Source organism: Rhodoferax sp. GW822-FHT02A01 (genome assembly GCF_038784515.1).
Classification (GTDB): domain Bacteria; phylum Pseudomonadota; class Gammaproteobacteria; order Burkholderiales; family Burkholderiaceae_C; genus Allorhodoferax.
Map to the genome: position 1 here is coordinate 2,277,218 of NZ_CP152376.1, position 13,750 is coordinate 2,290,967.

The 13,750-nt window shown below is 62.8% G+C and carries 10 protein-coding genes; 3 read left to right on the top strand and 7 right to left on the bottom strand.

The genetic code is table 11. The annotated features are described in order from the left end of the window. Positions 1 to 55: 55 nt before the first annotated feature. The 7 genes from AAGF34_RS10665 to AAGF34_RS10695 form a co-directional block, all read right to left on the bottom strand. Positions 56 to 823, bottom strand: a complete 768-nt coding sequence (locus tag AAGF34_RS10665) for a type III pantothenate kinase (RefSeq protein ID WP_342620579.1) — start codon at positions 821 to 823, stop codon at positions 56 to 58. A gap of 12 nt (positions 824 to 835) precedes the next feature. Next, positions 836 to 1,942: an MBL fold metallo-hydrolase gene (locus AAGF34_RS10670; RefSeq protein ID WP_342620580.1), complete on the bottom strand. Its 1,107-nt coding sequence runs from the start codon at positions 1,940 to 1,942 to the stop codon at positions 836 to 838. A 112-nt stretch (positions 1,943 to 2,054) separates the two neighbouring features. Then, the gene (locus AAGF34_RS10675; RefSeq protein WP_342620581.1) at positions 2,055 to 2,345 is read right to left on the bottom strand and encodes a metal-sensing transcriptional repressor; all 291 of its coding nucleotides are present in this window, start codon (positions 2,343 to 2,345) and stop codon (positions 2,055 to 2,057) included. Between the two features lie 86 nt (positions 2,346 to 2,431). Next, entirely contained in the window at positions 2,432 to 2,656 is a 225-nt protein-coding gene (locus AAGF34_RS10680) for a DUF2892 domain-containing protein (RefSeq protein ID WP_342620582.1), read from the bottom strand. A gap of 24 nt (positions 2,657 to 2,680) precedes the next feature. Continuing rightward, the gene (locus tag AAGF34_RS10685; protein WP_342620583.1) at positions 2,681 to 3,988 is read right to left on the bottom strand and encodes an FAD-dependent oxidoreductase; all 1,308 of its coding nucleotides are present in this window, start codon (positions 3,986 to 3,988) and stop codon (positions 2,681 to 2,683) included. A gap of 34 nt (positions 3,989 to 4,022) precedes the next feature. Next, the gene (locus AAGF34_RS10690) at positions 4,023 to 7,337 is read right to left on the bottom strand and encodes an efflux RND transporter permease subunit (protein WP_342620584.1); all 3,315 of its coding nucleotides are present in this window, start codon (positions 7,335 to 7,337) and stop codon (positions 4,023 to 4,025) included. 7 nt (positions 7,338 to 7,344) lie between these two features. Beyond that, on the bottom strand, positions 7,345 to 8,436 hold the full coding sequence (locus tag AAGF34_RS10695; RefSeq protein ID WP_342620585.1) for an efflux RND transporter periplasmic adaptor subunit: 1,092 nt from the start codon (positions 8,434 to 8,436) through the stop codon (positions 7,345 to 7,347). A 190-nt stretch (positions 8,437 to 8,626) separates the two neighbouring features. Between AAGF34_RS10695 and ccoG the strand changes: the two genes are divergently transcribed. The 3 genes from ccoG to icmF all read left to right on the top strand — a co-directional run bounded on the left by ccoG (position 8,627) and on the right by icmF (position 13,747). After that, positions 8,627 to 10,048: a cytochrome c oxidase accessory protein CcoG gene (ccoG, locus tag AAGF34_RS10700; RefSeq protein ID WP_342621076.1), complete on the top strand. Its 1,422-nt coding sequence runs from the start codon at positions 8,627 to 8,629 to the stop codon at positions 10,046 to 10,048. A 44-nt stretch (positions 10,049 to 10,092) separates the two neighbouring features. Further along, complete coding sequence (locus AAGF34_RS10705) at positions 10,093 to 10,335, top strand: hypothetical protein (protein ID WP_342620586.1); 243 nt, start codon at positions 10,093 to 10,095, stop codon at positions 10,333 to 10,335. A 115-nt stretch (positions 10,336 to 10,450) separates the two neighbouring features. After that, complete coding sequence (gene icmF, locus AAGF34_RS10710) at positions 10,451 to 13,747, top strand: fused isobutyryl-CoA mutase/GTPase IcmF (protein ID WP_342620587.1); 3,297 nt, start codon at positions 10,451 to 10,453, stop codon at positions 13,745 to 13,747. Positions 13,748 to 13,750 lie beyond the last annotated feature (3 nt).

Sequence of the window (13,750 nt, forward strand, 5' to 3'; positions counted from 1 at the left end):
AGTTTATACCGTTAAACCGGAATTGCAAACCCGTGTTTCCACAAGCGCCGCCCGCTCAGCCGCCGAAACGCTTTTGCCCTATGTACAGCAGGCCGTCAAAAATCAGGTTGTCCACCAGCTCGAAGGGGCGCGTCATGCTGGGCGCCATCTTCCAGGCGGCACCCCCGGTCATGATGCATTTGGGTTCGGCGCCGCAGTGCTGGCGCACGTGCTGCACCATGCATTCCACCGCCCCGGCAATGGCGTAGGTGCCGCCGCTGGTGAGGGCGTCGCTGGTGTTGGTGGGAAAAGGTTTGACCTCTCCCGTGGGGACGTGCAGCCCGGCGGTGCCGGATTCCAGGGCGCGCAGCATGATGCCGTGGCCCGGCAGGATGAAGCCGCCCAGGAACTTGCCGCTGGCATCCACTGCTTCCACCGTCACGGCCGTACCCACCATGACCACCACCATGGGGCGGTTTGCGCCTTGGCGGCGCATGTGCTGGTAGGCACCAATCATGGCGACCCAGCGGTCAGCGCCCAGTCGGGTGGGGTGGTCGTAGCCATTGCGCAGGCCGGCTTCGGCCTCGCTGGCGACCACCCACTGCGGCGCCACGTCCCAGGCTTCCATCTGCTCCTCGACGCGGCGTCGTATCACATCGCCGGCCACCACGCAGCCCAGTACGTGGCGTGGAGCCTCCAGTGACTTCCATGGGCCCTCGGCCAGCTTGTCGATGTTTTCCAGAAACTCGGCGCCATGGTCCAGTACCTTGGCGTCGCTACGGGGGGCGTCATACAGCGCCCATTTCAGGCGGGTGTTGCCGATATCCAGTGCAAGAAAGGTCATGGTGTGCCCGGCCTAACCCTGACGCCAGGGCAGTCCGGCACGGCGCCAGCCCCCTTTGTTGCCACGGTGGGCCTCGGCATCCGGATCACCTTCAAAACCTTCCAGAATGTTGTAGGCCTGTAGGCCCAGTTCCGTAGCCCGCTTGGCTGCTGCGACCGAGCGGACTCCGCTGCGGCACAGGAGCAGCACCTTCTTGCCGCCCGCTGCCGACTTGATTTCGGCGTCGAAGTTGGCGTTCATGGCCATACCGGGCCATTGTTTCCAGGCCACAGACACTGCGCCCGGAACCTGGCCGACCCATTCGCGCTCGGCATCGGTACGCACGTCCACCAGCACGGCGTCTCCGGCCTGCCACCAGGCATAGGCCAGCGTGTTGCTGATGTCGCCTGCATAGCCTTCGGCTGACTTGACGGCCAGATTGGCGGCGTCGGCATCGTGGCGCACCCCGGAGCTGAGGTTGGCGGGCACGGCTTCGTCTATGCGTCGCGGTTTGGGAAGGTTGAGTGCATCCATGATGGCAATGAATTCCTGCAAAGTTTTACCTGCGACCCGGGCGTTATGCGCCTTTTCTTGGCCGATGCTGGAGTGGGTACGTCCCTGGTAATCGTGGCCGGGCCAGACGGTGGTGGCGTCGGGCAGGGCAAACAGAATCTGAGTGAGGCTGTGGTACATGGCCTCGGAGCTGCCCGACTGGAAATCGGTGCGGCCACAGCCGTTGATCAGCAGTGTGTCACCGGTGAACACATGGTCGCGCCAGACAAAGCTCATGCTGCCCTGGGTGTGCCCCGGGGTATGCAGCGCCTTCAGTGTCTCGCCGCCAAAGACCAATGTGTCGCCGTGAACCAGCAGCTTGGATGCGGTGGCAATGCCGCAGCCCGCTGGAGCTGCCGTCTTGGCGCCCGCGTGCTCGGCCAACAGATAAGCGCTGGTGATGTGGTCGGCATGCGCATGCGTCTCGATGGTCCATTGCAGACGCAGGTCGTTCTCGCGCAACACGGCCAAGTCACGTTCGATCTGCTCGTCCACCGGGTCGATGATGACCGCGTCCCGCGTGGCGGGATCAAACAGCACATAGGTGTAGGTGCTGGAGGCGGGATCGAAAAGCTGTAGGGGTTGCATGGCGGATTTGCTTGGCAGTGTAGCCACTTGTGCTGGCCCTGACGCTGGCGCCCATGCAATTGAACCTGCGGTTTACCCTAGGTTGGGGTAGTCGGGATGGGGTTGGACGGACTTATCCGATACGTGCCAGCAAGGTTTCCATGTCCTTGACCATGTGGTCCAGATCGGCTTTTTGCGCGGCGTCCGGGTGGATGCGGGCATTGAGTTCCTGCTCCAGAAAGCACACGGTCATGCGCAGGTAGGTGCTGTCCAGTGCCTTGCGCACGGCAGAGAACTGCTGGCCGATCTTCAGGCAGTTCTCGCCTTCCTCCACCATGCGCTGGATGCCACGCAACTGACCCTCCGCGCGGCGAAGGCGGTTGAGTACATCGGTTCTGGCCTGTTGATCCTGCAAAACGCTCATGGCGCGACTCTCCGAAGGGTGCATAGTTGATGGCTCCATTTTCCCAGCAGTTCACCCGGTTTGGAGCGGGCGAACGGTAAACCGGGTTATTTCTGGCATGCCATGTTGGATTCCGGCACACCCAGCTTTTTCAGGAAATAGCCCATGGGGCAAAAGTTGGTGATGCCGAACTGGAACAGGTTGGCGCCGACGAATGCGGTAAACGCCAGCCACCAGTGCGAAACAAACAAGGGGCTGGCGTCCACGCCCAGGGCCAGCGAGATCAGGATGAAGCTGCCGGCAAAAATATGGATGTAGCGGTCTACGGTCATGGGTTTCTCCAAAGGGGGTTGTTGTCAAACATGGGGATGGGGAACCTTGTCGGCAAGACGGACAATGCCCAGTGCCTTGAGCACGTATTTCTCGTACACCGGCTCCGAGGTTCCCTTGCGGATCTTGCGCATGAAATATTTTTCGAAGGCAATCTTGGCCAGATGTACCCATTTGCCTTTCTTGAACCAGTTCACGTTGCGTGGCGGGATCTGCGGTAGCGCCACGAAGGCCGCACCGGTGTCGCCCATATCGGCCAGGCAGATGGCGTTCCAGGTTCCCTTGGCATTGGCGGGTTGGCCGCTCAGATCGGCCGCTATGTTGTGGGCAATGGCGCCTACCATGCTCTCGATCATGTAGCCGGTCTTGGGTGTACCCGTGGCCACTGGCGTGACTTCCACCGGCGGGATGGCTACGCACACACCTGCCGAGTAGATGTTTTTGTAGGCCTTGCTGCGCTGGTATTCATCAATCAGCACGAAGCCGCGCGGGTTGCACAATTCCGGCACGGCCGCCACGGCATCCACGCCTTTGAAGGCTGGCAGCATCATGGACAGTTTGAAGCCCAGCTCGTGCTCCTTGTAGACATTGCCCAGGTCGTCTAGCTGGGTCACAAACATCTTGCCTTCCTCCACCTTGGTGGTCTTGGCGTTGGTGATCCACTTCATGTCGCGGTTGCGCATCTCGGACTCCAGCATGGACTTGCTGTCGCCCACGCCACCCAGGCCCAGGTGGCCGATGTAGGGTTCGCTGGTCACATAGGTGATGGGTACCTTGTTGCGCAGTTTGCGCCGGCGCAGGTCGGTGTCCAGGATGAAGGCGAATTCGTAGGCCGGACCGAAGCAGCTGGCGCCCGGCATGGCTCCAATGATCACCGGGCCCGGATTCTTGAGGAAGTTTTCATAGTCCGCCCAGAAGGCCTGCGCGTGGTCCACGCTGCACACCGAGTGGGTGAAGCCGCCGCCGCCATGCGACAGCGGGCCCGCACCAGGCACTTCGCTGAACGACAGCTTGGGGCCGGTGGTGATGACCAGGTAGTCGTAGTCCATGGTGGCACCGTCGCCCAATGTGAGCCGGTTGTCGGCGGCATGGATGGCAGTGACCGGTTGGGCTACAAAGCCTATGCCCTTGCGTTCCAGGTAAGGCCGGATGGGCAGCGTGATTTCGTCGCGCTGGCGCCAACCCACGGCAAGCCACGGATTGCTGGGAACAAACTGGAAGTAGTCCACCGCGTTGACGACAGTAACTTGGTGCTCCTTGCCGAGCAGCTCGCGGATTTCATAGGCGGCCGGAATGCCGCCTATGCCTGCGCCTACGATCACGATATGGGCCATGGTGTTGTCTCCTGGTTTTGTAGTGGATTGGGGTTTAGGAAAGGGCCGCGTCTGCGCGCAGCTCCATACGGCGCCGGAACAGCGCGTAATACAGGACCGGTATCACCACCAGTGTGAGCAGGGTGGACACCAGAATGCCAAAGATGAGCGAGATGGCCAGCCCGTTGAAGATCGGGTCATCCAGGATGAAGAATGCGCCGATCATGGCTGCCAGACCGGTGAGCACGATGGGTTGCGCCCGCACGATGGCCGACTGCAGCACGGCCGACTTGAAGTCCACGCCTTCTTTCACCTGCAGCTCGATGAAGTCCACCAGCAGGATGGAATTGCGCACGATGATGCCGGCCAGCGCGATCATGCCGATCATGCTGGTGGCGGTGAACTGTGCGCCCAGCAGCGCGTGGCCTGGCATCACCCCGATGATGGTCAGCGGAATCGGCGCCATGATCACCAGTGGCGTGAGATAGCTCTTGAACTGCGCCACCACCAGCAGGTAGATCAGGATCAAGCCGACACCGTAGGCAGCTCCCATGTCGCGGAAGGTCTCGTACGTGATCTGCGATTCGCCGTCCCACTTGAGCGCGTATTGGCGGTAGGTGTCGGTGGGCTGGTGGATCCAGTACTCGGCATTGCCGGCCATGGGCTTGTCGGCAGCAGACTGCATCGTCGAGCGGATGCCAAACAGGCCGTACAGCGGCGAGTCGAGCTTGCCGGCCATATCGCCAAAGACATAGCTCACTTCCTTGAGGTCCTTGGTGCTGAGCGGCTTGTCGATGATGCCGCGTTCTACCTGTACCAGTTCGGACAGGGGAACCAGTTGCCCATTGGCCGCGCGCAGGGGCAGGGCCAGGATGGCATCCAGGCCGAGCTGCGACTGCAGGGGCAACTGGATGCGCACCGGCACCGGGTACTTGGAAACACCGTCGTGCAGATACGCCGCATCCGCACCCGCCAGGGCGGCTGAAACCGTCTGGGCGATGGATGCCACCGGTATGCCCAGCGATTCGGCGCGTTGCCGGCGCACGCGCAGGAAAGCACGCGGCGCATCTTCCCGCAGGCTGCTGTCCACGCCGACGATGTCAGGGGTTGCGGCAAATGCGGCCTCTACCTGGGCAGCCAGTTTCTGGCGACCGGCTTCGTCCGGGCCATAGATCTCTGCCACCAGGGGCGACATCACCGGCGGGCCAGGCGGCACCTCCACCACCTTGATGCGGGCATGGTGCTGCATGGCTATCTTTTCCAGGGCCGGGCGCAGGCGCTGGGCAATCACATGGCTCTTGTCGTCGCGGTGGTGCTTGTCCACCAGATTGACCTGCAGATCGCCCTGTTCGGCGTCCGAGCGCAGGTAGTACTGGCGCACCAGCCCGTTGAAGGTGATGGGCGAGGCGGTACCGGCATAGGCCTGCAGATCGGTCACCTCGGGCTGGGTTGCCAGATAGGCACCCAGTTCCTGCAGCGTGGCCGCGGTGTCTTCCAGCGGCGTTCCGGCAGGCATATCCACCACCACCTGGAACTCGCTCTTGTTGTCAAAGGGCAGCATCTTGAGCACCACCAGTTGCACCAGCGCCAGGCCTACCGACAGCAGCAAGGCCGCCAGAATGCCGCCCAGCAGCAGCCAGCGCTTGCGCGCACTGTCGAGAAACGGCCGGAGAACCGCATGGAAGATGCGCGTGATCCGGGTCGGGGCCGAAGCGGGTTGGGCCGTGCCGGAATGTGTCGGGTGCGCGCCGTGCTCGCGCATGAACTTGAGCGCCAGCCAGGGCGTCACGGTAAAGGCAATGGCCAGCGAGATCGCCATGCCCAAGCTGGAGTTGATCGGGATGGGGCTCATGTAGGGCCCCATCAGGCCGGACACAAAGGCCATGGGCAACAGTGCGGCAATCACGGTCAGCGTAGCCAGAATGGTCGGGCCACCCACCTCATCCACCGCCAGCGGAATGATGCTGCGCAAGGGCGCATCCGGTGTGAGCTGCTGGTGGCGGTGGATGTTCTCCACCACCACGATGGCGTCGTCCACCAGAATGCCGATGGAGAAGATCAGCGCAAACAGCGACACGCGGTTGAGCGTGAAGCCCCAGGCCCAGGAGGCAAACAGCGTGGCTGTCAGCGTCAGGATCACGGCAGTGCCGACGATGATGGCTTCCCGGCGCCCCAGTGCAAAGCCCACCAGCAGGATCACCGAGCCGGTGGCAAAAGCCAGTTTCTGGATCAGCTTGTTGGCTTTTTCGGCGGCGGTCTGACCGTAGTCGCGGGTGACGCTGGCGTGCACGCCTGCCGGGATCACGGTGTTGCGCAAGGCATCCATGCGCGCGCGCACGGCGCTGGACACGTCCACGGCGTTCTCCCCAGGCTTCTTGCTGACCTGGATGGTGACTGCCGGGTAGTTTTGGCCCGCTGCGGGCGCGCTGGCCGCGCCTTGGCTGGTCGCGGCGGTTGGGGTTGTGGCAAAGGCCGCGCCGGGCGTAAACCAGACGTAGTGCTGCGGCTGCAGGGTGCCAGTGCTGATATCGGCTACATCGCGCAGGAACACGGGCTTGCCGTTGCTCACGCCCACCACGATGTCGGCCACATCCTGTGCGTTGCGCAGGAACTCACCCGCGTCCACGGTCAGCATGTGGGAGCCCGGGCTGTTGGCGTTGCTGCTAGGTGTGGTGTCCAGGACGGCGCCGGCCGGCATGCCGTAGTTGGCCGCAGCCACCGTCTTTTGCAGCGTCAGCACGTCCACGCCCCGTGCCCGCAGGCGCTCCGGGTTGAGGGCGATGCGGATGGCGCGTCCCGGGCCGCCAATGGTCTGCACCTCGCGCACACCGGGCACGGCCTTCAGGTCGGCTTCCACCGCGTGGGCGACCGTCTCCAGTTCGGCAGCGGAACCCGCGTCCTGACTCCAGAGGGTCAGTGCTGCCACGGGGACATCATCAATGCCCTTGGGCTTGACGATGGGGGTCAGCGTGCCGAGATCGCGCGGCAGCCAGTCCTGGTGGGCGTTGAGCACGTCATACACGCGCACCAGCGCTTCGGTGCGCGGTACGCCCACCTTGAACTGCACCGTGAGAATGGCCATGCCGGGGCGGGCCACCGAATAAGTGTGCTCTATGCCGGCAATCTGCCCCAACACTTGCTCGGCGGGTTTGGCCACCATGTTCTGCACGTCCTGGCTGCTGGCCCCGGGGAAGGGAATCAGCACATTGGCCATGGTCACATTGATTTGCGGCTCTTCCTCGCGCGGCGTCACCAGCACGGCAAACAGGCCCAGCAGCAGCGCGACCAGCGCCAGCAGGGGCGTGAGCGCATTGCCCTGAAAGGCCGCGGCGATGCGGCCGGAGACACCCAATGAATTGGTTTGCTTCATGGAACGCTCACTTGGACGCGGGTGTCGCGTCGGGCTGGGCGGCACGCAGCGGGTCGGTGGCGACGACCTCGCCAGCACGCAGACCGGTGAGCACCTCGGTGCCCTCGCTGCCCAAATCGGCACCCAGACGCACGGCACGCAAGGCAAAGGTCTTGCCGGAAGCGACGTACACGGCGGTCAGCTCGCCACGGCGCACCACGGCGCTGGTGGGCACCAGCAAGCGTGCGCTGCCGGAACCGCCAGCAACGGCAAATTGCACACGCACCTGCTGGCCCGGGACCAGAGCAGCCGCCTCTTTGGCTGGCAGGTCCATGCGCCATTCGGTGGTCTGGGAGACCGGATCGCTGGAGGGGACCTCCACGCGATTGAGCGGGGTAATACTTTGGGGGGTACCCACACCACTGTCCACTACGACAGCGGTTTGTCGCGCCTGGCGCACGGCTGCGGTGCGTGAAGCTGGTACCTGCACCACCGCGCGCAGGGGCTGCGGCGTGTAGACCACCAGCAACGGCGTACCCGGTACGGCCAAGTCACCGGCCTGGGCAAAAGTCTGCAGAACCCAGCCGTCCAGCGGCGCCGTGACGCGGGTGTAGCCCTGTGCCAATGCCGATTGGCGGGCGCTGGCTGTGGCCTGTTCGCGTTGGGCCTGGGCTGACTGGAACTGCGCGGTAGCGGTATCGAGTGCGGCCTGGCTGACGAACCCTTGGGCCTGCAGGTCGCGTGTGCGCTCCAGCTGGGCCCGTGCGTTGCGCAGGTCGGCGTCGGTCTGGCTGACCTGCGCCTGGGCGCGTTGGCTGCCGACCTGGGCTTCGCGGTCGTCTATGGTGGCAATGACCTGGCCGGCACGTACCTTGTCACCGGCCTTGACGGAAAAGCTGACGATGCGCCCGGACGCCTGCGCGGCTACGGTGCTTTGTTTGACGGCCTGGATCACGCCATCGAGCACGTAGCTGTCTGCGCTGGCGCTGGACTTGACGGTAACGGTGGGGACAGCTTGGCTCTGTGCCAAGGCGGGACCGGCGCCCATGGTCACCAGGCCCAAAACGGCAGCCAATGTCATGCGGCGGGGGCACAATAGCGTGTAGGGAAAGGTTTTCATACCCCGATTTTATACCCCATACAGTATTTTGTATAGGGGAGACCTGCTTTTCCGCGGGTGTCCAGTGTTCGTATGCGATTGATATAGGTCAGTCGATTGCATACTAGTATGGGTATTATCGGGTTAATACCGTTGAAAGTACGAAATTCAAGTGTCTGATTCAAATAGCCCAGTCAAAAAGGTCATTCCCCTGACGGTGTCCACCGCGCCCATCGAGCCGCCCCCGGGTGCCGATCCGGAGTTGGTGTCGCTGTACCAGTCGCACAAGAAGATTTATCCGCGCAGTGTTTCCGGTGTGTTCTCGCGCTGGCGCTGGGTGCTGGTGTTCCTCACCCAGATCGTGTTCTACGGATTGCCCTGGCTGGAGTGGGGTCAACGCCAGGCGGTGCTGTTCGATCTGGGCGCACGCCGCTTCTACATCTTCGGCCTGGTGCTGTATCCCCAGGACTTCATCTATCTCACCGGCATCTTGGTGATCTCAGCGTATTCGCTGTTCCTGTTCACGGCGGTAGCAGGGCGTCTGTGGTGCGGCTACGCCTGCCCGCAGACGGTCTATACCGAAATATTCCTGTGGCTGGAAAAGCTGGCCGAGGGTGACCGCTCCATGCGCATGCGCCGCGACGCCGCGCCCTGGACACTGGAGAAGTTCGGTCGCAAGGCGGCCAAACAGTTCATGTGGATCACCCTGGCGCTGTGGACGGGTTTCACCTTCGTTGGCTACTTCACGCCGATCAAGGTGCTGGCTGGCGAATTTGCCCAGTGGAACCTGGGTTCCTGGGAAATCTTCTGGACCTTCTTCTACGCCTTTGCCACCTGGGGCAATGCCGGCTTCATGCGCGAGCAGGTCTGCAAATACATGTGTCCATATGCGCGCTTCCAAAGCGCCATGTTCGACAAGGACACCCTGGTCGTCACCTACGACAAGGAACGCGGTGAGCCGCGCGGCGCCCGCAGCAAGAAGGCCGATCCGGCAGCGCTGAATCTGGGCGCCTGCGTGGACTGCAGCCTGTGCGTGCAGGTGTGCCCCACCGGCATTGATATCCGCAACGGCCTTCAGTACGAGTGCATTGGCTGCGGCGCCTGTGCCGACGTCTGCGATACCGTGATGGACAAGGTGGGCTATGCGCGCGGCCTGGTCAAGTACAGCACCGAACATGCGCTGGAGCAAAAGTGGACGCGCCAGCAGACCCTGCGCCACGTGCTGCGCCCGCGCGTGCTGATCTACACCACCATCCTGGGTGTGGTGGTCACGGCCATGGCCGTCAGCTTGGCATTGCGCCTGCCATTCAAGGTCGATGTGGACCGCGACCGCGGTTCGCTGGCCCGCATTGCTGAAGGCGGCAAGATCGAGAACGTGTTCCGCATCCAGGTGATGAATGCGGCGGAGTCCTCCCAGTCCTTCCATATCTCGGTGGAAGGTCTGCCAGGACTGAGCGTGGCCAGCAACGCCGACGTGACCGTGGCCTCCACCGAGTCGCGCTGGGTACCGGTGCGGCTGCAGTTGCCCTACGAAGGCGCGGAGCCTGGCTCGCACACGATCCACTTCAAGATCGAAGCGACCGGCATTGGCAAGAGCGTCACCGAAAAGTCCGTCTTTATCGTGCCACGCTGAACCGTTCCGCGCTACAGTGACCCCATAAAAGCAGGAGACAAAAAATGAAGCAAAAGCTGATGTGGATTGCATGGCCTTCGTTTTTGATGGCGGGTGTTCTGGAGTTGCTGGTGTTCGCGGTCATTGATCCCCAGGACATGAGCTGGTTTGGCCACGCTTTCGAGCTGTCGCGCCAGGCCACCTACACCCTGGGCTTCTTCGTATTCTGGTTTGTGACCTCGCTGGCGGGCGCTCTGACGCTGTTCCTGTCGCTGCCGCCTAACGCGGTCAACCAAAGCCCCCTGTAGAGCTCCGTTCTGCAAGTCAGACGGGCGGTGTAAGCCTGTGTTGGTCTAAATCGTTTACAGTTGACGTTTACGTAAACGTCAAGTGCGCCTGCGATGCGCCGCCCGAGGAAGACCCATGACCGACCTATCTGCCGAATTCAAGGCACTTGCCAACTACCGCCCCAGCAACAAGGTGCGCTTTGTCACCGCTGCCAGCCTGTTTGACGGGCACGATGCGGCCATCAACATCATGCGCCGCATCCTGCAGAGCATGGGCGCCGAAGTCATCCACCTGGGCCACAACCGTAGCGTGGACGAGGTGGTGACCGCCGCCTTGCAGGAAGACGTGCAGGGCATTGCCATCAGCTCCTACCAGGGCGGGCATGTCGAATACTTCAAGTACATGGTGGACCTGCTCAAGGCCCGGGGCGGCGCGCATATCCAGGTGTTTGGCGGCGGCGGTGGCGTGATCGTCCCACCCGAAATCCGCGAGCTGCATGCCTACGGCGTGGCCCGCATCTACAGCCCGGAAGACGGTCAGAAGATGGGCCTGGCCGGCATGATCGGCGAGATGGTGATGCGTTGCGACCAGGACTTGAGTCCCTTCGCGCCCAAGGACGTGGCAGCCCTGCAGGGCCACTCCGAGGCCAGCTGGCGTGCGTTGGCGCAATTGCTGACCGCCGTGGAAGCAGGCAAGGTGGATGCTGCACTGATGGGTGCTCTGCAAGCCCAGGCGGCGAGTCGCACCATTCCTGTGGTGGGTATCACCGGCACCGGCGGTGCGGGCAAATCGTCGCTGACCGACGAGCTGATCCGCCGCCTGCGTCTGGACCAGGACGACAGCCTGCGCGTGGCCGTCATCTCGATCGACCCTTCACGCCGCAAGAGTGGAGGCGCATTGCTGGGCGACCGCATCCGCATGAACGCGATTTCTCCGTGGAAGTCCGGCCCGCGCATCTTCATGCGCAGCTTGGCCACACGCGACTTCGGCTCCGAGATCAGCGCGGCATTGCCCGACGTGATCACCGCCTGCAAGGCTGCAGGATTCGATCTGATCGTGGTGGAAACCTCCGGCATCGGCCAGGGCGATGCGGCCATCGTGCCGCTGGTGGATGTGCCGCTGTATGTGATGACGCCGGAGTTCGGTGCGGCCAGCCAACTGGAAAAAATCGACATGCTGGACTTTGCTGAGTTCGTCGCCATCAACAAGTTCGACCGCAAGGGCGCCAGCGACGCGCTGCGCGACGTGGCCAAGCAGGTGCAGCGCAACAAGGAAGCCTGGACCACGCCTGCAGAGCAGATGCCGGTATTTGGCACCATGGCGGCACGCTTCAACGACGACGGTGTCACCGCCTTGTACCAGGCGCTGCTGCCGCGCCTGCAGGCTCTGGGCCTCCAGGCAAAAGCAGACGGCCTGTTGCCCCGCGTGAGCGTACGCTTCAGCTCCAACCAGACACCGGTGGTGCCGGCCGCAAGGGTGCGCTACCTGGCCGATATCAGCGATACCGTGCGCGCCTACAAGGCCAAGGCTCGCGCCCAGGCCAAGCTGGCGCGCGAGATCCAGCAACTGCGCGCAGCAGCCAACATGCTGGCGACCGACAAGCCGCACCGCCCCAAGGCGTCCGAGGCGGCCATCGATCTGGCTGAACAGCGGGAGTCCAACCAGGATGCTGCCGCTCGCAAGCTGCTGGCTCAGTGGCCCGAGATGCAAAAGGCCTACGCTGGTGACGAATACGTGGTGAAGATCCGCGACAAGGAGATTCGCACCGCGCTGACCACCAAGAGCCTCTCTGGCACCACCATCCGCAAGGTGGCCCTGCCGCAATACGAGGACCATGGCGAAATCCTCAAGTGGCTGATGCTGGACAACGTGCCCGGCAGCTTCCCCTACACCGCGGGTACCTTTGCCTTCAAGCGCGAAAACGAAGACCCCACGCGCATGTTCGCCGGCGAAGGCGATGCCTTTCGCACCAACAAGCGCTTCAAGCTGCTGAGCTCCGGCATGCCGGCCAAGCGCCTGTCCACCGCCTTCGACTCGGTCACCCTGTACGGCAACGACCCCGACCCGCGACCGGACATCTACGGCAAGGTGGGCAACAGTGGCGTGTCGATTGCCACGCTGGATGACCTCAAAGTCTTGTACAGCGGATTCGATTTGTGCAACCCGGCCACTTCGGTCAGCATGACCATCAACGGCCCGGCGCCCAGCATCCTGGCCATGTTCATGAACGCCGCCATCGACCAGAACATCGACAAATTCAAACAGGACAACGGCCGCGAACCCACCGAGACCGAGACCGCCAAGATCCGCGAATGGGTGCTGGCCAATGTGCGCGGCACGGTGCAGGCCGACATCCTCAAGGAAGACCAGGGCCAGAACACCTGCATCTTCAGCACCGAGTTCAGCCTCAAGGTGATGGGCGACATCGCCGAATACTTTGTGCACCACGACGTGCGCAACTTCTACTCGGTGTCGATCTCGGGCTACCACATTGCAGAAGCAGGTGCCAACCCGATCAGCCAGCTCGCCTTTACGCTCTCCAATGGTTTCACCTTTGTGGAGGCGTACCTGGCGCGCGGCATGCACATCGACGACTTCGCGCCCAACCTGTCCTTCTTCTTCAGCAACGGCATGGACCCGGAGTACACCGTCATGGGCCGCGTGGCCCGGCGCATCTGGGCGGTGGCCATGAAGGAGCGCTATGGTGCCAACGAACGGTCCCAAAAGCTTAAGTACCACATTCAAACGAGTGGCCGCAGCCTGCACGCGCAGGAGATCCAGTTCAACGACATCCGCACCACGCTGCAAGCGCTGATTGCCATCTACGACAACTGCAACAGCCTGCACACCAACGCGTTTGACGAGGCCATCACCACGCCCACCGAAGACTCGGTGCGCCGCGCCATGGCGATCCAGCTCATCATCAACCGCGAATGGGGTCTGGCCAAGAACGAGAACCCCAACCAGGGCGCCTTCATCATCGAAGAGCTCACCGAGCTGGTGGAGGAAGCCGTGCTGGCCGAGTTCGAGAAGATTGCGGAGCGCGGTGGCGTGCTGGGCGCCATGGAGACCGGCTACCAGCGCAGCAAGATCCAGGACGAGAGCATGACCTATGAAATGCTCAAGCACACCGGCGAGCTGCCCATCATCGGCGTGAACACCTTCCGCAACCCGCACGGTGACCAGGTGCAGGACAAGCTGGAGCTGGCCCGTTCCACCGACGAGGAAAAGCAAAGCCAGTTGAAGCGCCTGCAGGACTTCCACGCCCGCAATGCAGACAAGTCACCCGCCATGCTGAAAGCCTTGCAGCAGGCCGTGATCGAAAACAGGAATGTGTTCGAGGTGCTGATGGACGCGGTGCGGGTCTGCTCGCTGGGGCAGATTACCAACGCTCTGTTCGAGGTGGGTGGTCAGTACCGCCGCAGCATGTAAGGC

What these genes read in the sequence shown, in the direction of transcription:
- AAGF34_RS10665 (WP_342620579.1), bottom strand. Translation starts at nt 823, where the DNA reads ATGACCTTTCTTGCACTGGATATCGGCAACACCCGCCTGAAATGGGCG.
- AAGF34_RS10670 (WP_342620580.1), bottom strand. Translation starts at nt 1,942, where the DNA reads ATGCAACCCCTACAGCTTTTCGATCCCGCCTCCAGCACCTACACCTAT.
- AAGF34_RS10675 (WP_342620581.1), bottom strand. Translation starts at nt 2,345, where the DNA reads ATGAGCGTTTTGCAGGATCAACAGGCCAGAACCGATGTACTCAACCGC.
- AAGF34_RS10680 (WP_342620582.1), bottom strand. Translation starts at nt 2,656, where the DNA reads ATGACCGTAGACCGCTACATCCATATTTTTGCCGGCAGCTTCATCCTG.
- AAGF34_RS10685 (WP_342620583.1), bottom strand. Translation starts at nt 3,988, where the DNA reads ATGGCCCATATCGTGATCGTAGGCGCAGGCATAGGCGGCATTCCGGCC.
- AAGF34_RS10690 (WP_342620584.1), bottom strand. Translation starts at nt 7,337, where the DNA reads ATGAAGCAAACCAATTCATTGGGTGTCTCCGGCCGCATCGCCGCGGCC.
- AAGF34_RS10695 (WP_342620585.1), bottom strand. Translation starts at nt 8,436, where the DNA reads ATGAAAACCTTTCCCTACACGCTATTGTGCCCCCGCCGCATGACATTG.
- AAGF34_RS10705 (WP_342620586.1), top strand. Translation starts at nt 10,093, where the DNA reads ATGAAGCAAAAGCTGATGTGGATTGCATGGCCTTCGTTTTTGATGGCG.
- icmF (WP_342620587.1), top strand. Translation starts at nt 10,451, where the DNA reads ATGACCGACCTATCTGCCGAATTCAAGGCACTTGCCAACTACCGCCCC.